16 protein-coding genes are annotated in these 23,130 nt (G+C 71.3%); 11 read left to right on the top strand and 5 right to left on the bottom strand.

Going from position 1 to position 23,130, the window contains the following annotated elements; all coding sequences use genetic code 11:
- The first annotated feature begins 1 nt into the window (after position 1).
- Complete coding sequence (locus tag IEZ27_RS44920; protein ID WP_189652846.1) at positions 2–1,993, top strand: ABC transporter ATP-binding protein; 1,992 nt, start codon at positions 2–4, stop codon at positions 1,991–1,993.
- Between the two features lie 40 nt (positions 1,994–2,033).
- Here IEZ27_RS44920 and IEZ27_RS44915 read toward each other — a convergent pair whose 3' ends face one another.
- The 3 genes from IEZ27_RS44915 to IEZ27_RS44905 form a co-directional block, all read right to left on the bottom strand.
- Positions 2,034–4,436, bottom strand: a complete 2,403-nt coding sequence (locus IEZ27_RS44915) for an endo-beta-N-acetylglucosaminidase (RefSeq protein WP_189652845.1) — start codon at positions 4,434–4,436, stop codon at positions 2,034–2,036.
- Between the two features lie 14 nt (positions 4,437–4,450).
- Positions 4,451–5,686: a glycoside hydrolase 5 family protein gene (locus IEZ27_RS44910; protein WP_189652844.1), complete on the bottom strand. Its 1,236-nt coding sequence runs from the start codon at positions 5,684–5,686 to the stop codon at positions 4,451–4,453.
- A 105-nt stretch (positions 5,687–5,791) separates the two neighbouring features.
- Positions 5,792–6,817, bottom strand: coding sequence for a LacI family DNA-binding transcriptional regulator (locus IEZ27_RS44905; RefSeq protein WP_189652843.1), 1,026 nt, complete (start codon positions 6,815–6,817; stop codon positions 5,792–5,794).
- A gap of 99 nt (positions 6,818–6,916) precedes the next feature.
- Here IEZ27_RS44905 and IEZ27_RS44900 point away from each other — a divergent pair, with 99 nt between their 5' ends.
- Genes IEZ27_RS44900 through IEZ27_RS44885 form a run of 4 tightly spaced genes read left to right on the top strand, consistent with a single transcriptional unit; the run spans position 6,917 to position 12,987 of the window.
- Positions 6,917–8,206 carry an ABC transporter substrate-binding protein gene (locus IEZ27_RS44900; RefSeq protein WP_189652842.1) on the top strand — a complete coding sequence of 430 codons (1,290 nt, stop codon included), beginning with the start codon at positions 6,917–6,919 and terminating at the stop codon, positions 8,204–8,206.
- 7 nt (positions 8,207–8,213) lie between these two features.
- Entirely contained in the window at positions 8,214–9,086 is an 873-nt protein-coding gene (locus tag IEZ27_RS44895) for a carbohydrate ABC transporter permease (protein WP_125645466.1), read from the top strand.
- A 1-nt stretch (position 9,087) separates the two neighbouring features.
- On the top strand, positions 9,088–9,966 hold the full coding sequence (locus tag IEZ27_RS44890; protein ID WP_125645468.1) for a carbohydrate ABC transporter permease: 879 nt from the start codon (positions 9,088–9,090) through the stop codon (positions 9,964–9,966).
- A 24-nt stretch (positions 9,967–9,990) separates the two neighbouring features.
- On the top strand, positions 9,991–12,987 hold the full coding sequence (locus IEZ27_RS44885; protein ID WP_189652841.1) for an alpha-mannosidase: 2,997 nt from the start codon (positions 9,991–9,993) through the stop codon (positions 12,985–12,987).
- An 8-nt stretch (positions 12,988–12,995) separates the two neighbouring features.
- Here IEZ27_RS44885 and IEZ27_RS44880 read toward each other — a convergent pair whose 3' ends face one another.
- Positions 12,996–13,952, bottom strand: a complete 957-nt coding sequence (locus IEZ27_RS44880; protein ID WP_189652840.1) for a LysR family transcriptional regulator — start codon at positions 13,950–13,952, stop codon at positions 12,996–12,998.
- 154 nt (positions 13,953–14,106) lie between these two features.
- On the opposite strand from IEZ27_RS44880, the gene IEZ27_RS44875 reads away from it, so the two are divergent.
- The 6 genes from IEZ27_RS44875 (at position 14,107) to IEZ27_RS44850 (ending at position 22,117) form a co-directional block, all read left to right on the top strand.
- Positions 14,107–16,626, top strand: a complete 2,520-nt coding sequence (locus IEZ27_RS44875) for a collagenase (RefSeq protein WP_229824915.1) — start codon at positions 14,107–14,109, stop codon at positions 16,624–16,626.
- Between the two features lie 78 nt (positions 16,627–16,704).
- A complete protein-coding gene (locus tag IEZ27_RS44870; protein WP_229824914.1) occupies positions 16,705–18,342 on the top strand; it encodes an ABC transporter substrate-binding protein in 1,638 nt (545 codons plus the stop codon).
- A gap of 34 nt (positions 18,343–18,376) precedes the next feature.
- Positions 18,377–19,294: an ABC transporter permease gene (locus IEZ27_RS44865; RefSeq protein ID WP_125645476.1), complete on the top strand. Its 918-nt coding sequence runs from the start codon at positions 18,377–18,379 to the stop codon at positions 19,292–19,294.
- The gene (locus IEZ27_RS44860; protein ID WP_125645478.1) at positions 19,291–20,256 is read left to right on the top strand and encodes an ABC transporter permease; all 966 of its coding nucleotides are present in this window, start codon (positions 19,291–19,293) and stop codon (positions 20,254–20,256) included. The genes IEZ27_RS44865 and IEZ27_RS44860 overlap by 4 nt, the downstream gene beginning before the upstream one ends.
- The gene (locus IEZ27_RS44855; RefSeq protein ID WP_189652838.1) at positions 20,253–21,194 is read left to right on the top strand and encodes an ABC transporter ATP-binding protein; all 942 of its coding nucleotides are present in this window, start codon (positions 20,253–20,255) and stop codon (positions 21,192–21,194) included. Before IEZ27_RS44860 ends, IEZ27_RS44855 begins: the two co-directional genes overlap by 4 nt.
- Positions 21,194–22,117, top strand: a complete 924-nt coding sequence (locus IEZ27_RS44850; protein ID WP_189652837.1) for an ABC transporter ATP-binding protein — start codon at positions 21,194–21,196, stop codon at positions 22,115–22,117. The genes IEZ27_RS44855 and IEZ27_RS44850 overlap by 1 nt, the downstream gene beginning before the upstream one ends.
- Here IEZ27_RS44850 and IEZ27_RS44845 read toward each other — a convergent pair.
- Positions 22,068–23,039 carry a nucleoside hydrolase gene (locus IEZ27_RS44845; protein ID WP_229824913.1) on the bottom strand — a complete coding sequence of 324 codons (972 nt, stop codon included), beginning with the start codon at positions 23,037–23,039 and terminating at the stop codon, positions 22,068–22,070. The genes IEZ27_RS44850 and IEZ27_RS44845 overlap by 50 nt on opposite strands.
- Between the last annotated feature and the right edge of the window lie 91 nt (positions 23,040–23,130).

Genomic DNA, 23,130 nt, shown 5'->3' with positions numbered 1-23,130 from the left:
CATGAGCCCTTTGCTGCGCCTGCGCGACGTCAGCACCGACATCCCGCTGCGCCACGGCGTCGTGCACGCCCTCGACCACGTCAACCTGGAGGTACGGCAGGGCGAGACGCTCGGCATCGTGGGCGAGTCGGGCAGCGGCAAGACCATGACCGCCCTGTCGATCATGGGCCTGCTGCCGTCCGGCGGCTCCGTCGTCGGCGGCGAGATCCTGTTCGAGGACCGCGACCTGCTGTCCCTGCCGCCCGCCGAGATGCGCAGGATCCGCGGCGTCGAGATGGGCATGGTGTTCCAGGACCCGCTCACCTCGCTCAACCCCACGATGCGCATCGGCGCCCAGGTCGCCGAGCCGCTCCGGATCCACCAGGGCGTCGGCAAGGCGGAGGCGCGCGAGCGGGCGATCGAGATCCTGCGGCGGGTGGGGATGCCGCGTCCCGACAAGATCGCCGACTCCTACCCGCACCAGCTCTCCGGCGGCATGCGCCAGCGGGTCGTCATCGCCATGGCCCTGGTCTGCTCGCCCCGGCTGCTCATCGCCGACGAGCCGACCACCGCGCTCGACGTCACCACCCAGCGCCAGATCCTCGAACTCATCGACGACCTGCGCGAGGAGTTCCGGATGGCGGTCATCCTGGTCACCCACGACCTGGGCGTGATCGCCAGCCGCGCCGACCGGGTCGCCGTCATGTACGCCGGCCGCGTCGTGGAGGCCACCACCACCGCCGAGCTGTTCCGGCAGCCGCGCCACCGCTACACCGAGGCCCTGATGGAGTCGCTGCCCGGCGCGGCAGACCACGGCGGCGGCGCGCTCTACAGCATCCCCGGCCTGCCGCCGGACCTGTCCCGGCCGATGACCGGATGCCGGTTCGCCCCCCGCTGCCGCTTCGCCACCGAGGAGTGCCGTACGACCGACGTCACCCTGTCGGCCGGCGAGCACCAGCACGCCTGCCTGCACCCGGTGCTCCAGCCCCGGGCGCGGGCCGAGGCCGCCGCGCCGGTCGCGGACCGGTCCGGGCCGCAGGCGGGGGCCACGCCGATCCTGTCCGTGCGCGACCTGGTCAAGAACTACGACGGCGCGGGCTCCCTGGGCCGCAAGGCCCCGCAGGTGAGCGCCGTCGCCGGGGTCGGCTTCGACGTGCTCCCCGGCGAGACCTTCGGGCTCGTGGGCGAGTCGGGCTGCGGCAAGTCGACAGTGGGCCGGCTGATCGTCGGACTGGAGGAGCCGACCGCCGGGCAGATCGTGGTGGACGGCGCCGACATCGCCACGCTCGACCGGCGTGCCCGCCGCCGCATGCACCGGCGGGTCCAGCTCATGTTCCAGGACAGCTACGCGGCCATGAACCCCCGCATGCGCGTCGACTCCATCCTGGCCGAACCCCTGGAGATCCAGCAGGCCGGCGACCGGGCCGCCCGCCGTTCCCGCATCGGCACCCTGCTGGACCAGGTGGGACTGCCCCGACGGGTGCTCGACCGGTACCCGCACGAGTTCTCCGGCGGCCAGCTCCAGCGCATCGGGCTGGCCAGGTCGCTGGCCCTGGAGCCGCGGCTGATCGTCTGCGACGAGCCGGTCAGCGCGCTCGACGTCTCGATCCAGGCCCAGGTGCTCAACCTGATGCGGGACCTCCAGCGCGAGCTGGGCCTGTCGTACGTGTTCATCAGCCACGACCTGTCCGTCGTGGACTACATGTCCGACCGGATCGGCGTCATGTACCTGGGCAAGCTCGTCGAGGTCGGGCCCGCCCGCGACGTCGTCAGGGCCGCCCGGCACCCGTACACGCAGGCGCTGATCGAGGCCGTGCCGTCCGCCGAGCCCGGCGTGGCCCCGCGTACGAGCGTGGCCATCAAGGGCGAGCTGCCCAGCGCGCAGAACCCGCCCACGGGCTGCCGCTTCAGGACACGCTGCCCGCTCGCCCAGGAGATCTGCGAGACCGAACCGCCGCTGGCGGGCGGCGCGCACCAGGTGGCCTGCCACTTCCCGCTGCGGACGGCGGATTGAGGTGCCGGCCCGGGCAGGCGGGCCGGCACCTCGGCTCCGGTCAGGAGCCCCAGACCTCGAACTCGTAGATCCGGGCCGCGGGGTCGGAGTCCTGCGTGGGCCTGGTGATGTTCAACCGCACGTACCGGGTGGTCGCGGTGACCGGGTGCGTACTGGTCCCGGCGGTGTTGCCGGTGACCGTGACCGCCGTCGTCCACGGGTCCGAGGCGGACGAGCGGACCTGGACGGTGAAGTCACGGGTGTTCCAGCTCGCCTGCTCGCCGCCGGCCTGGGCGTGCTTGACCACGAACCGGGTGAGCTGTTTCGCCGAGCCGAGGTCCACCTCCAGCCACTTCGTGCTGGTCAGGGCGCACCATTTGTCGGTGTTGCCGCCGTTCACGGTGCCGTTGACGGCCTTGGCCGGGCCCTCGTCCGCGTTGCACTGGCCGGAGGCGGTGGCGGGCCGGCCGAGCGCCAGGTTGCTCTCGCCGGGGCCGCCGCCGCCCCAGGTGACCGTGGTGGAGGCGGCGGGGGAGCGGCCGTGCTCGGGGGAGACCGCCTCGACGTCGATCGTGGTCGAGGTCTCGGCGCCCACCCGGTCGAGCTGCGGGACGAAGTAGGAGTCGTTGGGCGTGCCGCCCAGGTACGTACGCGTCCCGTCGGGGTTGCGGCGGTAGACGGCGTAGTGGTGCACCTGTCCGGAGCCCGTCCAGGACAGGCGCAGCGACTTGCGGGCGGCCGACACGTCAGTCGAGCCGAGCACGGTCACGCCGGTGGGCGCGGGCGGCACGTCCACCGCGCCGTCGTACACGGCGAGCTGGCCGACGCGGATGTCGTAGGCGTCCTTGTCGCCGGTGGTCTGGAGACCGAGCTGGGCGATCGTCTTCCCGGCGTGCGCGGACAGGTCGAGCGTCCGGCGCTCCCACCCGGCGCCCGCGGCCGAGCCCAGGTCGAACGTGGTGAACGTGGTGGGCGCGTCGGTGAAGGCGACGGCCGCCCGCAGGTTCGTCGCGCCCGCCGCCGGGGCCTTGAACACGACCGACAGCTTGGTGTCGGCGGCCACCGGCAACTTCGTCTGGTAGAGCCGCACGGTGTTGACGGAGTCCAGGCGGCCCCGCAGGCGCAGCGACGACCCGCCCTCGTACGCGTCGCCGAAGTCGATCGAGGGCGTGAGCCTGGTCCCGGCGGACGAGACCAGCCACTGGTAGGTGGGCGGCACGTCCTGGAGCGAGAGGTTGTTCCAGCCGCCGGTGCCGACCCGTACGCCGCCCTCGTTGTAGAAGTCGCCCTGTCCCGCGTTGAACCCGGTCACGAAGGGCTTCGCGGTGATCGCGCTGGACTCCGCGACGTACGTGGCCAGGCCCTTCCACGAGGACGACGTCGAGGTGTTCGACGGGTCGCCGTTGGCGCCGACCCAGTAACGGGCGTCCTTGGCGCGGAAGTCGTCCCGGCCGGAGGAGGACTTCCACGTCCATTCCGGGCGGTAGAGGCCGAGCGAGGTGACGTGCGGTTGCCCGGCGGGGAACAGCGCGTCCCACGACACGCCCGTCCCGTAGCCGTTCGCCTCGGTGTCGATGCCCGAGTACAGCTCGTACCCACTGCGGCCGAGCGACCTGGCCCGGTCGCGGGAGGAGACCAGGCCGCCCGCCGACCAGCCGAAGTTCAGGAACATCGAGTCGGACACCTTGGCCGGGTCGGCCAGGAAGGCGTCGTTGGCCGTGGTCAGGGCGTTCTGCCAGGAGACCGAGCCGCTCTCGGTCATGGCGTCGTACCACATGAACTCGACCGGGCCCTTGGCCCTCGCGTACTTCATCAGCGACCGCAGCTCGGTGGCCAGGGCCGCGTCGCCGCCCGCGGTCTCCTGGTTGACGAACCAGCCGTCGAAACCGTAGTGCTGGGCCACCTGGACGAGCTTGTCGGCCACCACGTACGAGGAGCCGGACTTCCGGACGAAGTCGCGCACCCACTGGATCTGGCCGCCGTAGGCGGTGGGCGGGAAGAAGACCGTCCCGTACACCTTGACGCCGTTGCGGTGGGCGGCGTCGATCACCGTGGGGTTGGGGGCCAGGATCAGGCCCTCGCCCGCCGAGCCGCCCCAGAAGACCAGCGTGTCGACGTACTGCCAATAGCCGAAGGCGTAGTAGTTCGGGTCGGACGAGCCCTGCGACGGGTTGTTCGAGGTCGGGCCGAACGACACCAGCGAGGCGATGCGGCCCTCGCCGGCGCGGGCGTTCGTGTTGGCCTTCAGCGCCGGGTCCTGGATCCGGGGCCGCAGCGGCACCCGGGAGCGGTTGAACCGGGCGTCGGGGTCGGTGGCCGGGTCCCAGGACAGGATGGTGTCCGGGTACCAGTAGGAGGCGTACGGCTGGCCGCCCGGCGCCGCGGCGGCCTGTGCCGGGCCCGCGACCAGCGCCGCGGCCAATGAGGCCGCCGCGCACAAGGTGGATAACAGCCTGCGTGGCATCTGAGCTCCTTGTCTCATGCCTGGGTCAGGACGGTGTCGATCCCCCGAGCTTCGAGATGCGCGGTGTCCGCGCTGCGGGCCTTGGTGACGATGGCCACGGGCCCGGACCGGCGCAGCCGTACCCACTCGGCGTGGAAGGGGCTGCCCGGCGCGACCTCGCCGCGCCGTCCGGGCTCGGCCGCGAGGTCGGCCTCGCAGACGAGCGCGGGCCTGCGTCCGGGGCCGTCCCCCTGCCGGGCCCCGCCGGTACGGCGGTGCTCGGCGATCACGGCGGCCAGCTCCCGAGTGGCCGGCTTGATCCGGTGGTCGACGGTGAACAGGCCGAGGTCGTACTCGCGTTCGGGGAAGTCGGCCAGCGAGCGGTCGAGGTCGTGCGAGCACCACCACGTGACGCCGTACAGCGCCGGGTTGGCGGTGACCAGGTCGAGCATGCCGCGGACGAACGCGGGCGCGTCGGCGGCCGGCACGTCCGGGGCGGGTGCGCCGACCTCCTGGAGCCACACCGGGCGGGCCGGGTCGGCGCTGGTGGCGGCGGCCAGCTCGACCAGGTAGTCGGCGTGGGAGACGGTCGCCGGGCCGAGCGGGCCGTCGAGGGCGGACACGCCGTTGAACACCCACGAGTGCACGGTGGTCAGGTCGCCGAGGCCGACGGTGTCGGCCGGGTGGAAGGGGTGGCCGGGGTCGTACCAGGCGGCGTCGTAGAGGGAGTGCAGGACGAGCAGGCGGGGGGCGGCGGCACGGGCCACCTCGACCAGCTCGGCGGCCCACGCCGAGGACGCGTCCGGGGTGGTCCCGTTGGCCGGGAAGAGGTTGTCGACCTCGTTGCCCAGCGTCACGGCGAACACGTTGTCGCGGGTGGCGACCTCGCGGGCGAGACGGTCGACGTACGCGGCCAGGCCGTCGCGGACGTCGCGGTCGGTGAACAGGCTGCGCCGGTGCCAGGTGAGCACCCAGGAGGGCAGGAAGTCGAAGCTGGACAGGTGGCCTTGGAGCAGGTCGACGCAGACGTCCAGGCCGAACTCCGCGGCGATGTCGATGAGGGCGAGCACGTCGTCGACGCCACGCTGCCGGATGAGCGCGCGGTTGGGCTGAATCCACGGCCAAACCGGAAATATCCGGATGTGGTCGAGGCCGATCCCGGCCAGGTCCGCCAGGTCGCGGCGGGCCGCGTCGGCCGAGAAATCGAGCCAGCTGTAGAACCAGCCCTCCGCGGGCACGTAGTTGGCGCCGAAACGCAAGGGGAAGGGCACACGTCCTCCGAGGAGTCGATTCGATCTCCCCGCACCCTAAATCGGTTTAGTCAGCTTGCCAAGACACCGCTCCAAGGAGGGCGCCGCGGCCCGCCCGGGACGCGGTCAGGCGTCGCGGGACGGCGGCGCGGTGCTCTCGCGGACGACCAGGCGCGGCGTGGCGGTCTTCAGGTCGCGCGGCCGCCCCGGGTCGGCGATCAGCTCCAGCAGCACCTCGGCCACCTGCCCGCCCAGCGCGAACGTGTCCCGCGACAACGACGTGATCGCCGGATGCGTGACCCGGGTCAGCACCGAGTCGTCGAAGGCCACGATGGACAGCTCGTCCGGCACGCGCACCCCCATCTCCCCGGCCACCCCCAGCCCGGCCAGCGCCATCACGTCGCTGTCGTAGACGATCGCGGTGGGCCGCCGCCCGCGCGACAGCAGCGCCCTGGTCGCGGCGGCGCCCTCGGCGTCGCTGAAGTCGGTCGGCACCGACACCGCCTCGACCAGCCCCAGCCTGCGCACGGAGTCGCGCAGCGCCCGCATCCGCCGCTGCGTGTGCCGGAAGCGCGGCAGCCCGGCCACGTGCGCCACACGCCGGTGGCCGAGCGCGGCCAGGTAGTCGACCACCGACAACATCGCCTCCCGGTCGTCGGCCCACACACTCGACAGCGAGCCGTGCCGGCCCGGCCCGCCGAGCACCACGGCCGGCACCTCCAGCTCCTGGAGCGCGTCGATGCGCGGGTCGCGGACCTGCGGGTCGACCATGATGAACCCGTCGACCCGATGGGCCGAGGCCCACTCGCGGTAGACCTCGATCTCGGCCTCGACGTCCTCGACCACCAGCAGGTGCATGGCCACCGACTGGGCCGACAGGCGGGCCTGGAGCCCCGACAGGAGCTGGGCGAAGAACGGCTCCACGCCCAGCGTGCTGGCCGGTCTGGCGATCACCAGGCCCACCGCCTCCGCCCTGGAGCCGCCGAGCGCCCTGGCCGCGCTGTGCGGCCGCCAGTTCATCTCCTTGGCGGCCTGGAGGATGCGGGCCCTGGTCGCCTCGCTGACGCCGGGACGGCCGTTGAGTGCGAACGACACCGCGCCCTTGGACACCCCGACCCGTTCGGCGATGTCGGCGATCGTCGGTCGGCCCACGGTGGCTCCTCACGAGTTCGTCTCAACTATTGACACCGCAGTGTAGCCCGGTGGATAGTCCCGCAACTAGAGCGGTTTAGTTCCCAGAAGGAGTGCTTCATGCGAAGGTACTGGGCAGGACTGGCCGTGGCCACCACGATGATCGTCACGAGCTGCGGGCTCGGCGGCGCGGAGCAGGGTCCGGACCAAGGCCGGGCCGTGCCCAGCGCGAGCCTGACCGGCGAGGTGAAGGGCAAGGTGAGCCTGCAGACCTGGGCGCTGAAGCCCAAGTTCACCGACTACGTCCAGGGCGTCATCGACGCCTTCGAGAAGAAGTACCCCGGCGTCGAGGTCGAATGGCTCGACCAGCCGGGCGAGGGCTACTCCGAGAAGGTGCTGAGCCAGGCGGCCGGCGGAACTCTGCCCGACGTCACCAACCTGCCGCCGGACTTCGCGCTGCCCCTGGTCAAACAGGGCCTGTTACTCGACGTGGGCCAGGCGGACGCCGACCTGGCCGCCGAGTACGTCCCCGGCGGCGTCGACGCCTACCGCTTCTCCGGCCACACCGGCGTCTACGGCTACCCCTGGTACCTCAACACCGACGTCAACTACTGGAACTCCGAACTGCTCAAGAAGTACGGCCTCGACCCCGCCAAGCCCCCGACCGGCCTGGACGAGCTGATCGCGCAGGCCAGGACCGTCAAGGAGAAGTCCGGCGGCAAGGTCTACCTGATGAGCCGCCGCCCCGAGCTGGGCGACCTCACGCAGGAGGGCGTCAAGATCCTCTCCGACGACGGCCAGAGCTTCGTCTTCAACACCCCCGAGGCCGTCGCCGTGCTCGACCGCTACCGGGAGGCGTTCAAGGCGGGCCTGCTGCCGCGCGACGTGCTGACCGACACGTACTCGGGCAACGCCAAGCTGTTCAACGAGGGCACGGTCGCCTGGACCACCGGTGGCGGCAACTACATCACGAGCCTGGCCACCGACAACCCGACGCTGGCCCCCAAGGTGGTCTCCTCGCCGGTGTGGGACGTGCCCCCGCTGTACGTCCAGGGCCTGTCGGTCTCCAGGAAGACCGCGAACCTGCCCGCCGCGCTGGCCCTGGCCCGCTGGGTGACCAACGCCGAGAACCAGGCCGCCTTCGCCCACCTGGTCAACATCTTCCCCAGCACCAAGGCGTCGGCCGCCGACCCGTTCTTCAGCAAGAGCGACGGCACGAACTCCGGCGACGCCAAGGTCACCGCGTTCACCTCGCTGGCCAAGGCCAAGGTGTTGCAGCCGTACGAGGTCACCGAGGCCATGAGCAAGTACGTCAGGCAGCAGTTCGCGGCGGCGATCAGCGGCGAGACCGAGTCCAAGGAGGCGCTGGACAAGTCGGTGGCGAAGTGCAACGAACTGCTCAAGAGCTGAGCACCGGATGACCCACCGCCGCTGGTTCACGCCGTGGCTGCTGGTGCTGCCCGCCGCCGTCTGGCTGGTGGCGTTCAACGTCTGGCCCTCGATCAACACGGTCGTGTTGTCGTTCACGAACGCCAAGCCGCTCGGCGGCGGGCACTTCACCGGCCTGGCCAACGCCGAACGGGTGCTGAACGACGACCAGCTCGTGGACGCGCTGGTCAACAGCGTCGTGTTCATGCTGGTCTGCCTGCCGCTGCTGACCATGCTGCCGCTGCTGATCGCGATCCTCGTGGAGAAGCGGCTGCCGGGGATCATGTTCTTCCGCACCGCCTTCTACACCCCGGTGGTGGCCTCGGCCGTGGTGGTGGCGCTGATCTGGGGCTGGCTGCTGGACGACCGGGGCCTGGTCAACGGCTTCGCGCAGTGGCTGGGCGTGATCGCGGCGCCGGTGCCGTTCCTGACCGACCGGTGGCTGCTGCTGTTCAGCGCGATCAGCCTGACCGTGTGGAAGGGCCTCGGCTACTACATGATCATCTACCTGTCGGCCCTCGGGAACGTCCGGCGCGAGCTGCACGAGGCGGCCGCCGTGGACGGCGCGAGCGCGATCCGCAGGTTCTGGAGCGTCACGGTCCCCGGCGTGCGCAACACCATGTTGCTGGTCTCGGTGCTGGTGTCGGTGTCGGCGCTGCGCGTGTTCTCCGAGCTGTACGTGCTGTCCAACGGCACCGGCGGCCCCGGCGGGCGCGACATGTCGGTGGTCATGCTGATCCAGATGTACAGCCGCGGCTTCTCCGGCCACCTCGGCTACGCCTCCGCGCTGAGCATCGTGCTGCTGGTGATCACCATCGGCCCGATGCTCCTGCTGCTGCGGCTCGACAGGAAGGCGGCCTGACGTGGCACGGACCGATCCGGCCCACCGCCGCCGCCGGGGCGGGGGCTCGTTCAACACGGTCTCGCCGGGCGAGCGGGCGCTGCGGTACACGCTGCTCCTGCTGGTGCTGGCGATCACGATCTCGCCGTTCCTGTGGCAGCTGTCCACGTCGCTGAAGAGCCTCAGCGAGGACATCTACACCAGCACGCCGACGTTCCTGCCCGAGCGGCCCACGCTGGACAACTTCGTGGAGGTCGCCCGCACGATCCCGGTCTGGTCGTACGCGGCCAACTCCGTGGTCGTGGCGGCCATCGTGGTCACCGGCAACGCGATCGGCGCCACCCTGGCCGGTTACGCGCTGGCCAAGCTGCGCTTCCGGGGCGCCAAGCTGCTGCTGGGCGCGTTCCTGGCCACACTGGTGTTGCCGGAGGAGGTGACGATCGTGTCCAAGTACGTGATCGTCCGCGACCTGGGCCTGGCCGACACGCTGCCGGGCGTGGCGCTGCCCGGCGCGATCGGCATGCTGAACGTGTTGCTGATGCGGGTCGCGTTCAGCTCGATCCCGCCCGAGATGGACGAGGCCGCGATCATCGACGGGGCGACCGCATGGCAGCGGTTGCGCCATATCGGACTTCCGAACGTCCGTGGCATGCTGAGTGTGATCACGATCTTCGCGTTCATCGGTGCTTGGGACGACTTCCTGTGGCCACTCATCGTGCTCAACGACCCCGACCACTACACGCTGACCGTGGGCCTGCAGTACCTCAACGGCACGTTCACGGCGAACCCCCGCCTGATCGCGGCGGGCACGATGATCTCCTTCCTGCCGATCGTGATCGTGTTCGCGTCCCTCCAGCGCTTCTTCTTCAAGGGCGTCGCGGAAGGCGCGATCAAGGGTTGACCCCCACCTCTAGGGAGCTCTCCGATGCATGACGACCGCACACTGGTCGAAGCCCGTCTCAAGCGCGTGCTGGACGAACGCCTGCGCCCGGCCGTCTACCCCGAGTCCGTGCCGATGGACGTACGTGTCTGGCACGCGCCGGGCGAGCCCGTACCCGTCGCCGAAGGGCTGACCGCGCCCGCCGAGCCGATCGCGGCCGGCGCCGCGTGGGGCGCGCCGTGGGGCACGAGCTGGTTCACGGTCACCGGCACGGTCCCGCAGGAATGGGCGGGCCGGACCGTCGAGGCGGTGCTCGACCTCGGCTTCGACGAGAACATGCCGGGCTTCCAGTGCGAGGGCCTGGTCTACCTGCCCGACGGCACACCCGTGAAGGGGCTCAACCCGCGTAACCAGTGGGTGCGCGTCGGCTCGCCGGTGGCCGGCGGGGAGGAGGTCGAGCTGCGGATCGAGGCGGCCTCCAACCCGGTCGTGCTCGGCTACAAGCCGTTCGTGCCCACCCCGCTGGGCGACAAGGAGACCGCGGGCAGCGAGCCGCAGTACCGGCTGGTGCGCATGGACCTGGCCGTCTTCGACGAGACGGTCTGGAACCTGATCCTCGACCTGGAGGTGGCCGGGGAGCTGATGCACGAGCTGCCCGCCGACAGCGGCCGCCGCTCGGAGCTGACGCGGGCGATCGACCGCGCCCTGGACACGATCGACCTCCAGGACGTCAACGCCACCGCCGGGGCGGCCCGCGCCGTGCTGACCGGCGTGCTGTCCGCGCCCGCCGTGCCCTCGGCCCACCGGATCAGCGCCGTCGGCCACGCCCACATCGACTCGGCCTGGCTCTGGCCGCTGCGCGAGACCGTCCGCAAGGTCGCCCGTACGGCGGCCAACATGACGGCGCTGCTGGCCGACGAGCCGGAGTTCGTGTTCGCCATGTCGCAGGCCCAGCAGTGGGCGTGGATCAAGGAGCACCGGCCCGAGGTGTGGGCCAAGGTGACCAAGGTGGTGGCGGCCGGGCGGTTCGTACCGGCCGGTGGCATGTGGGTGGAGTCCGACACGAACATGCCCGGCTCCGAGGCCATGGCCCGGCAGTTCGTGCACGGCAAACGCTTCTTCATCGAGGAGTTCGGCGTCGACAACGAGGAGGTGTGGCTGCCGGACACGTTCGGCTTCGCGGCCGGGCTGCCGCAGATCATCAAGGCGGCGGGCTCGAAGCGGCTGCTCACGCAGAAGATCTCCTGGAGCCGGACGAACACGTTCCCGCACCACACGTTCCTGTGGGAGGGCATCGACGGGACGCGGGTGTTCACCCACTTCCCGCCGGTGGACACCTACAACTGCTCGATGAACGGCAGGGAGATCGCGCACGCCGCCCGCAACTTCAAGGACAAGGGCGTCGCCCGCCACTCGCTAGCCCCCACCGGGTGGGGCGACGGCGGCGGCGGCACCACCCGCGAGATGGTGGCCAAGGCCGCCCGGCTGCGCGACCTGGAGGGCTCGGCCACCGTCACCTGGGAGACCCCGGCCGACTTCTTCGCCAAGGCCGAGGCCGAGTACCCCAGCCCGCCGGTCTGGGTCGGCGAGCTCTACCTGGAGCTGCACCGGGCCACGCTCACCAGCCAGGCCAAGACCAAGCAGGGCAACCGGCGCAGCGAGTCGTTGCTGCGCGAGGCCGAGTTGTGGGCCGCCACGGCCGCCGTACGCGCGGGCGCGCCCTACCCGTACGAGCGGCTCGACCGCATCTGGAAGACGGTGTTGCTGCACCAGTTCCACGACATCCTGCCCGGCTCGTCGATCGCGTGGGTGCACCGCGAGGCCAGGAACACCTACGCGGCGCTGGCCGACGAGCTGACCGGCCTGATCGCCGACGCCCAGCGGGCCCTGGCCGGGGACGGCTCCCGGGAGCTGGTCTTCAACGCCTCCCCGCACGCCCGCAACGGCGTGCCCGCCGGCGGCGCGGGCCCGGCCGTACCGGGGGCCGCGACGAGCAGGGAACCCCGCGAGGGCGGCGGCTACGTGCTGGACAACGGCCTGCTGCGGGTGCAGGTCGACGGGCGCGGCCTGATCGTCTCCGCCTACGACCTCGGGGCCGGGCGCGAGACCCTGCCGCCCGGCCAGGAAGCCAACCTGCTCCAGCTCCACCAGGACTTCCCGAACATGTGGGACGCCTGGGACGTGGACGAGTTCTACCGCAACACGGTCGTGGACCTCACCGCCGCCGACGAGGTGACGGCCGGCGCGGAGCCCGGTTCGGTCCGCGTCACCCGTTCCTTCGGGCGTTCGTCCGTCACGCAGGTGATCTCCCTGGCGGAGCGGCGCGTCGACATCGCCACCGAGGTCGACTGGCACGAGACGGAGAAGTTCCTCAAGCTGGCCTTCCCCCTCGACGTACGCGCCGAGCGCTACGCCTCCGAGAGCCAGTACGGCCACGCCTACCGCCCCACCCACACCAACACGAGCTGGGAGGCGGCCAAGTTCGAGGCGTGCAACCACAAGTTCGTGCACCTGGACGAGCCGGGCTGGGGCGTGGCCGTGGTCAACGACTCCACGTACGGCCACGACGTGACCCGTGCCGTACGCGAGGACGGCGGCACCACCACGACCCTGCGGGTGTCGTTGCTGCGCGCGCCCCGCTTCCCCGATCCCGAGACCGACCAGGGCAGGCACACGTTCCGGCACGCCCTGCTGCCCGGGGCGACGATCGGCGACGCGGTGCGCGAGGGCTGGTTCGTCAACCTGCCCGAGCGCGTGCTGACCGGCGGCGCCGAGGTGGCCCCGCTGGTCACGGTGGACGACGACGCGGTCGTGATCACCGCGGTCAAGCTGGCCGACGACGGCAGCGGCGACGTGGTCGTGCGCTTCCACGAGTCGCGCGGCGGCCGGGCCGCGGCCACGCTCACGGCCGGCTTCCCCGTCAGCTCGGTGACCGTGACCGACCTGCTGGAACGCCCGCTGGCCGAGCCCGAGCGGCCCGGCCGGTCGATCCGGGTGACGCTGCGGCCGTTCGAGCTGGTCACCCTGCGGCTGGCGCGCTGAAGCACCCGTCAGCGGAGGGGATGGGTGCCCGGGTGCGCGTCCCACCACTGGCGGAAGATGGGGTTGTCATCGATGTGATCCTCGAAGGCGGCGGCGAGCCCGCGGTAGATGGCCGCCGCCGCGTCGAGGCCGATCAGGTCCCTGCGCCAGGCCATGACCAGGTGCCCGACCTGCGGCTCGCCCGCCAGCGGCCGTACGGCGGTGCCCTCGGGCACCGGCCAGGTCGGATCGACCAGGCGTACGCCGAGCCCGGCGGCGACCAGCGGGCGGCCGGCCCCGCTGGGGGCGTCGTAGCGCACGTCCGGCTCGAAGCCGGCCGCCCGGCAGGCGGCGCGCAGGGCGGCGAGTGAGCCGTCGTCGGCGCCGGGCGGGCTGATCCAGCGCTCGTTCCGCAGGTCGGACAGGTGCACCTCGGGGTGCTCGGCCAGCGGGTGGCCGGCCGCCATGGCCACGAAGATGGGATACCTGGGCACCAGCGTGCGGGTGACCACCGGCGGCGTGAGGGTGATGTCGAACCCCTCGATCATGCCCATGAGCGCGGCGTCGAGCTGGCCGTGGGTGAGCGCGTCGGCGAGCTGCGCGCTGGACGGCTCGATGCGCAGGGAGATCGACCGGCCGGGTAACGCCTCGCCGACCCGGTCCACGACGCTGGCCACGCAGGCCAGATGGCTGCATCCGAGCCGGAGGCCGGAGACGGCCGGGTTGGCGTCGTGCAGGTCGCCGAAGAGCGAGTCGATCTCCGACAGGACGATCCGCGCGCGGGCGATGACCTGGCGGCCGAGCGGGGTGGGTTCGACGCCGTTCCGGCTGCGGGTGAACAGGTCGCCGCCCACCATCTCCTCGATCTTGCGGAGCTGGGTCGTGATCGCCGGTTGGGACAGCCCGAGGCGTGCCGCCGCCTTGGTGACGCTGCCCGCCTCGGCGATCGTACAGACCATTCGGAGATGCCGGAGATCCAGGTCCATAGCCCAGAATTATGTGACATGTGATGGCTGTTGGCGACGTATTCGGGATGCTCCATAGGCAACACTTATGCGGCGCCGTATGACCACGCCCTCCGGAACGACCGCACACTCATACCCGACCTCGCATCCATGCGGATACCCCCCGGAGGTTCTAGTGCGCAAGGTCCTACCAGGCTGGCGGTTGATCGCCCCGCTGGCCGCCCTCACCCTCCTGTCGCCCTTCGCCGCCACGGCGGCGAACGCGGCGGCCGAACCCCCGCCGGCCCCCTCGCTCACGAGGGTGACCGACGACGACGCGCCCCACGTACGCAAGACGGCACTCGACACCCGTGACCGGGCGCCGCAACCCGCGGCCAAGGACGCCCTGCGCCGCGACTACGACGAACCAGCCACCCAGCAGGAGCACGCCAGGCCGTCGGCGCGGAAGGGCGTCGCCGCGGCGGCGGCCGCCTGCAACGTCTCCGACTTCACCAGCCGCACCGGCAGCGCGCTCGTCCAGCAGATCAAGTCCAGCACGACCGACTGCGTCAACACCCTGTTCAACCTGACCGGCACGGACGCCTACTACGCCTTCCGTGAGGCGCAGATGTCCAGCGTCGCCTACGCGCTGCGCGACAACTCCGCGAGCTACCCCGGCGACAACACCACCGGAACGGCGCAACTGGTCCTCTACCTGCGCGCCGGCTACTACGTCCACTGGTACTACTCCGGCGACGTCGGCACGTACGGCCAGGCGCTCACCACCGCGATCCGGTCCGGCCTGGACGCCTTCTTCGGCAGCTCCCGCGCCTGGACCGTCAGCGACGCCAACGGTGAGGTGCTGTCGGAGGCCGTCACCCTCATCGACAGCGCCGAGCAGAACGACCGCTACCTGTACGTGGTCAAGCGCCTGCTCGACGGCTACAACAGCTCCTACGACGCGTCGTGGTGGATGCTCAACGCGGTCAACAACGTCTACACCGTGCTGTTCCGCGGCCACCAGGTGCCCGCCTTCGTCAGCGCCGTGCAGTCCGACCGCAGCGTCCTCGACAGCCTCAACTCCTTCGCCACCAACCACCTGAACCTGCTCGGCACCGACCGCTCCTACCTCGCCTCCAACGCAGGGCGCGAGCTGGGCCGCTTCCTCCAGCACGCGGCGCTGCAGGCCACCGTCCGGCCGCTGGCCAAGAGCCTGCTCGGCCGCAGCGCCATGACCGGCGCCACCGCGCCGCTGTGGGTGGGCGTGGCCGAGATGACCGACTCCTACGACAAGGCCAACTGCTCCTACTACGGCACCTGCGACCTGGCGAACCGCCTGGCGGCCAGCGTGCTGCCGATCACCCACACCTGCAGCGCCAGCATCAGGATCCGCGCCCAGGACGTCACGGCCGCCCAGCTCGCCGCCTCCTGCTCCAGCCTGGCCAACCAGGACGCCTTCTTCCACAACCTGGTCAAGGACACCGGCCCGGTCTCGGGCGACAACAACACCACCCTCGAAGTGGTGGTCTTCGACTCCAGCACCGACTACCAGACCTATGCCGGCGCCATGTTCGGCATCGACACCAACAACGGCGGCATGTACCTGGAGGGCAACCCCGCCGCCGCCGGCAACCAGCCCAGGTTCATCGCCTACGAGGCCGAGTGGCTGCGCCCCGACTTCCAGATCTGGAACCTCAACCACGAGTACACCCACTACCTCGACGGCCGCTTCGACATGTACGGCGACTTCAACGCCGGGGTGAGCACGCCGACCATCTGGTGGATCGAGGGCTTCGCCGAGTACGTCTCCTACTCCTACCGCAAGGTCGTCTACGACGCCGCGATCACCGAGGCCGGCAAGCGCACGTACGCCCTCAGCACGCTGTGGAACACGACCTACGACCACGACACCACCCGCATCTACCGGTGGGGCTACCTGGCCGTCCGCTACATGTTCGAGAAGCACGCGGCCGACGTGGCGACGCTGCTGGGCTCGTACCGGACCGGCGCGTGGAGCACCGCCAGGACCTTCCTGACCAGCACCATCGGCAGCCGGTACGACTCCGACTGGAACACCTGGCTCACCGCCTGCGCGGCCGGGGCCTGCTCGGGCGGCGGGGGCGGCAACCAGACGCCGACCGCGGCCTTCACCTCCACGACCAGCGGCCTCACGGCCGCCTTCACCGACACCTCCACCGACTCCGACGGCACCATCGCCTCCCGCCGCTGGGACTTCGGTGACGGCGCCACCTCCACCACGGCCAACCCGTCGCACACCTACGCGGCGCAGGGCACGTACACGGTCACGCTGACGGTCACCGACAACGGCGGCGCCGGCGCGACGGCCAGCCGGCAGGTCACGGTGTCGACCGGCGGCGGCTCGACGCCGGAGTGCACCGCCTCCGACACCCGCGTCCTCGACAAGAACTGCAAGCGCAGCAACGTGTCGGCCACCCAGGGCAACTACGCCTACTTCTACATCTACCTGCCCGCGGGCACGGCCCGGCTGACCATCACCGCCTCCGGCGGCACCGGGAACGCCGACCTCTACTACAACGCCGCGAGCTGGGCCACCACCTCGGCCTACACCCAGCGCTCCACCGCGTCGGGCAACGCCGAGACCCTGGTGATCAACAACCCGCCCGCCGGTTACAACTACATCAGCCTCCACGCCGCGCAGGCCTTCTCCGGCGCGACCGTCAAGACCGAGTACTAGACCCCCCCGGGTGCCGGGACCGGCGAGCCCCCTCCCGCCGGTCCCGGTCCGGGACTCCTCACCTCACTGGAGTGATCCGTGACTCTCCGTAACGTGTTGACTGCGGGGCTCCTGCTCGGCGTGGCGGCCTGCGGCGGCGGCGGCAAGGCCGCCGCACCGGCGGCGGCCGGGGGCGGGACCCTGACGATCCTGTCCAACCAGGACTTCTCCCACCTGGACCCGGCCCGCAACTGGACGATGCCCCAGATGGACTTCGGCATCCGGCTGATCTACCGCACCCTCACCACCTTCAAGGCAGGCAGCCACGAGATCGTCCCGGATCTGGCCACCGACCTGGGCACCCCCTCCGACGGGGGCAAGGTGTGGACCTTCACCCTCAAGGAGGGCGTCAAGTACGAGGACGGCACCCCCGTCGTCTCGAAGGACATCAAGTACAACGTGGAGCGTTCCTTCGCCCCCGAACTGCCCGGCGGCCCCAACTACGCCCAGCTCTACCTGGCCGATGCCGCCGACTACAAGGGGCCGCTGAAGGGCGAGCACCTGGACTCGATCGAGACCCCCGACGACCGGACGATCGTCTTCCGGCTCAAGCGGCCGGTCGCCGAGTTCTCCTACACGGTGACGCTGCCGACGTTCGCGCCCGTGCCGGCCGCGAAGGAGGCCGGGGCGCAGTACGACAACCGGCCCTTCTCCTCGGGGCCGTACAAGATCGAGCGGTACGACCGGGGCAAGGAGATGGTCCTGGTACGCAACCCGCACTGGTCGGCGGCCACCGACCAGGTGCGCAAGGCCGCGCCCGACCGCATCGTGGTCAAGCAGGGCCTGCGGCAGGGCGTGATCGACGACCGGCTCATCGAGAGCAGGGGCGAGGACGCCTCCTCGATCTCCTACACCGACGTCAGCGCCGCCAGCCTGGCCAAGATCCTGCCGCGCCCCGACGTCAAGTCGCGCCTGGTCAACGCCATGTCGGGGTGCACCGACATGATCGGATTCAACACCTCCAAGCCGCCCTTCGACGACCCGAAGGCCCGGCAGGCGGTGCACTTCGCCCTGGACAAGCAGGCACTCCAGACCGCCGCGGGCGGCCCGGCCATGACCTCGATCGCCACCTCCTACCTGCCGCCGGCCCTGTCGGGCGGCACGGCACAGGACGTGTTCCGGCTCCCGCCCGGTGGGGACGTCGAGAAGGCCAAGGCCCTGCTGGGCGGCAAGGGGCTGAACGTCAAGATGACGATCTCGACCGGCGACAAGGCGCTCGGCGAGGCCGTGCAGGCGTCGCTGAAGCGGGCCGGCATCGAGGTCGTGCTCACCCCCGTCGATCCCTCGGTCTACTACGACACCGTCGGCGACACCGCCAAGACGCCCGACCTGTTCACCTACGGCTGGTGCCCCGACTACCCGTCCGGGGCGACGTTCCTGCCGCTGTTGTTCGACGGGCGCACGATCGTCGAGAAGGGCAACTCGGGCAACGTCTGGCAGTTCAAGGACGAGGCCGTGCAGAAGCGCATCGACGAGATCCAGGCCATGAGCGACCCGAAGGCCGCCGAGACCGCCTGGATCGACCTCGACCGGCAGATCATGCAGTCCTCGCCCGCGGTGCCGTACGCGTGGGACCGCAAGCCGATCCTGGTCGGCAAGGACATCGCCGGCGCGGTCGGCCATCCCGTCTGGTCCGGGCAGCTCGACTTCGCCGTGCTGGAGGTGAAGCAGAAGTGAGCAACGGCTACCCCGGATACCGGCGGATCCGGACATGACGGCGACGGTCGTCGCCGCGAGCCCGCCCGCCCGGCTGGTCAGGAAGCGCCTGCTGGGCGGCGCGGCCGCCCGGTTCGGGCTGGTCGTGGTGACGGTCCTGGTGCTGGTCGCGCTCGCCGCGCCGCTGCTGACGAAGGTGAACGGCTGGCCGCCGGACGCCTTCGACCCGGCCGCGATCGACCAGGAGCTGGCGGGCGTGCCCAAGGGCGTGCTGGGCGGCGTCAGCGGCGAGCACTGGCTCGGCGTCGAGCCGGTCAACGGCCGCGACGTGTTCAGCCGCATCGTGTACGGCGCCCGCGTCTCGCTGCTCATCTCCACCCTGGCGACTCTGGTGTCGGTGCTGCTCGGCACCGTGTTCGGCCTGCTGGCCGGCTACCTCGGCGGCTGGGCGGACGCGGTGATCAGCCGGACCATGGACCTGCTCATGTCGTTCCCGAGCCTGATCTTCATGATCGCCCTCATCTCGGTCCTGCCGGACGGCGACCGCATGGTCCTGCTCGTGTGCGTGATGGGCGGGTTCGGCTGGCCGTACATCGGGCGGATCGTGCGCGGGCAGGCGATCTCCGTCAAACACCGCGAGTACGTGGACGCCGCCCGGGTCGGCGGCGCGCTGAACGGCGTCATCGTCTTCCGCGAGATCATGCCCAACATCACCGCGCCGATCCTCGTGTACGCCACCCTCGCGGTGCCCGCCAACATCGGCACCGAGGCGGCGCTGTCGTTCCTCGGCGTCGGGGTGCGCCCGCCGACCGCGTCGTGGGGGCAGATGATCCAGGAGGCGATGCTCTGGTACGAGGTCGACCCCATGTACCTGCTCATCCCCGGCACCTGCCTGTTCCTGACCGTGCTCGCCTTCACCCTCCTCGGCGACGCCCTGCGCGACGCCATCGACCCCAAGGGGGCGGCGCAGTGACGTTGTACCTGGTCAGGCGGGCCCTCGCGGTCGCCGGCGTGCTGCTGGTGATCTGCGCGGTGACCTTCGTGATCTTCTACGTGCTGCCGTCCGACCCGGCCGTCCAGGCGTGCGGCAAGACCTGCACGCCCGAGCGGGTCGCCGAGGTGCGCGCGCAGATGGGCCTGGACCGGCCGTTGTGGGAGCAGTTCGGCGGCTACGTCGTGGGCATCGTCGCGGGCCGCCCCGGCTGCCACGTGCCCTGCCTCGGCTTCTCCTACCAGAACGCGTTGCCGGTCTGGGACCTGCTGATCGACCGGCTCGGCGCCAGCACGTCCCTGGCGATCGGCGCGGCGTTGTTGTGGCTGGCCGTGGGCGTCACGGTCGGGGTGGTCTCGGCGCTGCGCCGGGGGAGCGTCCTGGACCGGACGCTGATGATCGCCACGCTGACCAGCGCGTCCCTGCCGGTCTACTTCGTGGCGATGGTGCTGCTCCTGCTGGTGGTACGGGTGACCGGGCTGCTGCCGTACCCCGCGTACGTGCCGCTCACCGACGACCCCGCCGCCTGGGCCGGCAACCTGATCCTGCCCTGGGTGACGCTGGCCGCCCTCTACGCCGCCATGTACGCCCGGCTCACCCGGGCACAGATGATCGAGACGATGGCCGAGCCGTACATCAGGACGGCCCGCGCGAAGGGCCTGCACGAGCGGACGGTCGTCGCCAAGCACGGCATGCGCGCGGCCATGACCCCGGTCGTCACCGTCTTCGGCATGGACCTCGGCGGCCTGCTCGCCGGCGCGATGATCACCGAGACCGTGTACGGCCTGCCCGGCATCGGCCGGCTGGCCTACGACGGCATCGTCAAGTCCGACCAGCCGGTGATCCTCGGCACGACGCTGCTCGCGGCCTTCTTCATCGTGCTGGCCAACCTGCTCGTGGACCTGGTCTACGCGGTCATCGACCCCAGGGTGAGGTACTCGTGATCCTTTCCGTACGCGACCTGTCCGTGAGCTTCGGCGACGTCCGGATCGTGGACGGCGTGTCGTTCGGCGTGCAGCGGGGGCGGACGCTGGGCGTCGTCGGCGAGTCCGGGTCGGGCAAGTCCGTGACCGCGCTGTCGCTGCTGGGGCTGCACCGCCGGGCCACGGTCGCGGGGTCGATCGAGCTCGACGGGGAAGAGCTCGTCGGCGCCCCGGCCGAACGGCTGCGCCGGCTGCGCGGCAGCGCGGTGTCGATGATCTTCCAGGATCCGCTGTCGTCGTTGCATCCTTTCTTCACGGTGGGGGAGCAGATCGCCGAGGCGTACCGGCTGCACCGGCGTACCAGCAGGCGGGTGGCGCGCGAGCGGGCGGTGGAGATGCTGGCGGAGGTGGGCATCCCGGAGCCGCGGCGGCGCGCCGGGGAACACCCGCACCGCTTCTCCGGCGGCATGCGGCAGCGGGTGATGATCGCGATGGCGCTGGCCTGCGAACCGGGCGTGCTCATCGCCGACGAGCCGACGACCGCGCTCGACGTGACCGTCCAGGCGCAGATCCTCGACCTGATCGCGCGCATCCAGCGCGAGCGGGGGCTCGCGGTGGTCCTGATCACCCACGACCTGGGTGTGGTGGCGCGGATGGCCGACGACGTCCTGGTCATGTACGGCGGCCGCACCGTGGAGCACGCGCCGGCCAGGGAGATCTTCAAACGGCCGCTGCATCCGTACACGCGGGCGCTGCTGGACTCGGTGCCGGGGGCGGACCCGGGCCGTACCCGGCTGAGGGCGATCGCCGGGGCGCCGCCCTCGCTGCTCGCGCCGCCGCCGGGGTGCCGGTTCCATCCGCGCTGCCCCGCCGCCCTGGACACGTGCGCGACCACGCGCCCACCGCTCGCGGGCGATCCCCACCGGGTCGCGTGCCATCTGGAAGGAGCCGACCACTGATGCTCTCCGTACGGGACCTGCGGATGACCTTCCCCGGACGCCGCGGGCACGGGGTCCGGGCGGTGGACGGCGTGAGCTTCGACGTGCCGGAAGGCCAGGCCCTCGGGCTGGTCGGCGAGTCGGGCTGCGGCAAGTCCACCACGGGACGCATGATCGTCCGGCTGCTCGAACCCACCGGCGGGACCGTCACCTTCGACGGCCAGGACATCACCCACCTGGGCCCGCGGGCCCTGCTCCCGATGCGCGGCCGGCTACAGATGATCTTCCAGGACCCGTTCGCGTCGCTCAATCCGCGCCACACCGTGCGGCAGATCGTCGCCGGGCCGCGCCGGACCGTGGACCGGGACGGCGTCGTCGAGCTGCTCAGGCTCGTCGGCCTGGACGCCGAGCACGCCGACCGCTACCCCCACGAGTTCTCCGGCGGCCAGGCGCAGCGGATCGGCATCGCCCGTGCCCTCGCCTCCCGCCCGAGCCTGATCGTCTGCGACGAGCCGGTCTCGGCACTGGACGTGTCCATCCAGGCCCAGATCGTCAACCTGCTCGCCGACCTGCGGGCCGACCTCGGGCTCGGTTACCTGTTCATCGCGCACGACCTGTCGGTGGTGCGGCACATGTGCGAGACGGTCGCCGTCATGTACCTGGGCCGGATCGTGGAGACCGGCTCCTCGGCCACTGTCTACTCCGACCCCGCGCACCCCTACACGCGTACGCTCCTGTCGGCCGTGCCGGTGCCCGATCCCGAGGTGGAGGCCGCGCGGGAGCGTATCGTCCTGCTCGGCGACCCGCCCAGCCCGCTCGCGCCGCCGCCCGGCTGCACCTTCCATCCCCGTTGCCCGAAGGCGCAGGCGTTGTGCCGTACCGAGGCGCCGGTGCTCACGCCGGTGCGGGGGCGGCAGGTGAGCTGCCACTTCCCGGAGGAGTGAGCAGCCCGGCGTAGAGGTCCCAGAACCGGTCCTGGTCCACCTCGCGTACGGTGCGGCCGTCGGCGTCCGCGACGACGCCGGGGTCGAGGAAGGCCGCCGCGGCCACGGCGTCCCAGACGGGCAGCCGGTGCCCGGCGTCCTTCGCGAACAGCGGGCCCTGGAGCTCCTTGAAGAGCGTGCGGACCGGTGTCGCGGGGCCGGCGACCACCCGCTCGTAGGTCTCGCGGTCCATGCCGATCCGGTCGGCCGCCTCCAGCGTCACGACCAGCCGGCGCGGGAACGGCGCGGCGAACGCGGCCGCCGAGGCCGCCGGGTCGAACCAGCGGTTGAACTCCGTGTTCTCGTCGGCGGCCCCGAGGTACACGACCTCCTTGATCAGGGGGACCGCCTCGGGGTGGTCGCGTACGACGCGGGCGAGGTTGGTCGCCGGGCCGAGCGCGAACACGGTCACCTCGCCGGGATGGCGGCTCACCTGCCCGGCGATGAAGTCGGCGGCGCCGCCCGGCGTCGGCCCGCCGGCCGCGTAACCGCCGTGCGGCGGGGTGGCCAGGGCGCGGGGGGACGCCGGCCGGGGCCGTTCCAGGGCGCCGACGTAACCCGCCCGGGACGCCGGCACGTTCGTCTCGCCGGTCACCACCGGGACGTCGGCCCTGCCGATCAGCTCAAGCTGGCGCAGCGCGTACGCGGTGCCCTCCTCCGGCCAGGTGTTGCCGCCCACCGTGGTGACGCCGAGCAGGTCCACCTGTTCCGCGGCGGCCAGCAGGAACAGAGCCTGGGCGTCGTCGTTCAGCTCGCCCATGTCGGCGTCCACGATGACCTTGCCCGTGCCGGGCGGCGCGTCGAGCGGGGTGCCCCCCGAGCACGAGACCAGGGCCGCCGCGAGGGCCATAGTGGTCAGCGCCGCCAGTACTTTTCCTCTCATATCCCCCTTGTCGGGTGAAACGCGCATCCCGGTTCGTGAACCGCCGGAGCGAAAGGATGCGACAGAGAGGCATGACACCGATGAACGGGCT

The sequence above is a fragment of the Nonomuraea spiralis genome (assembly GCF_014648435.1).
Lineage (GTDB): Bacteria > Actinomycetota > Actinomycetes > Streptosporangiales > Streptosporangiaceae > Nonomuraea > Nonomuraea spiralis.
This window is presented reverse-complemented; position numbering and strand designations above follow the sequence as displayed.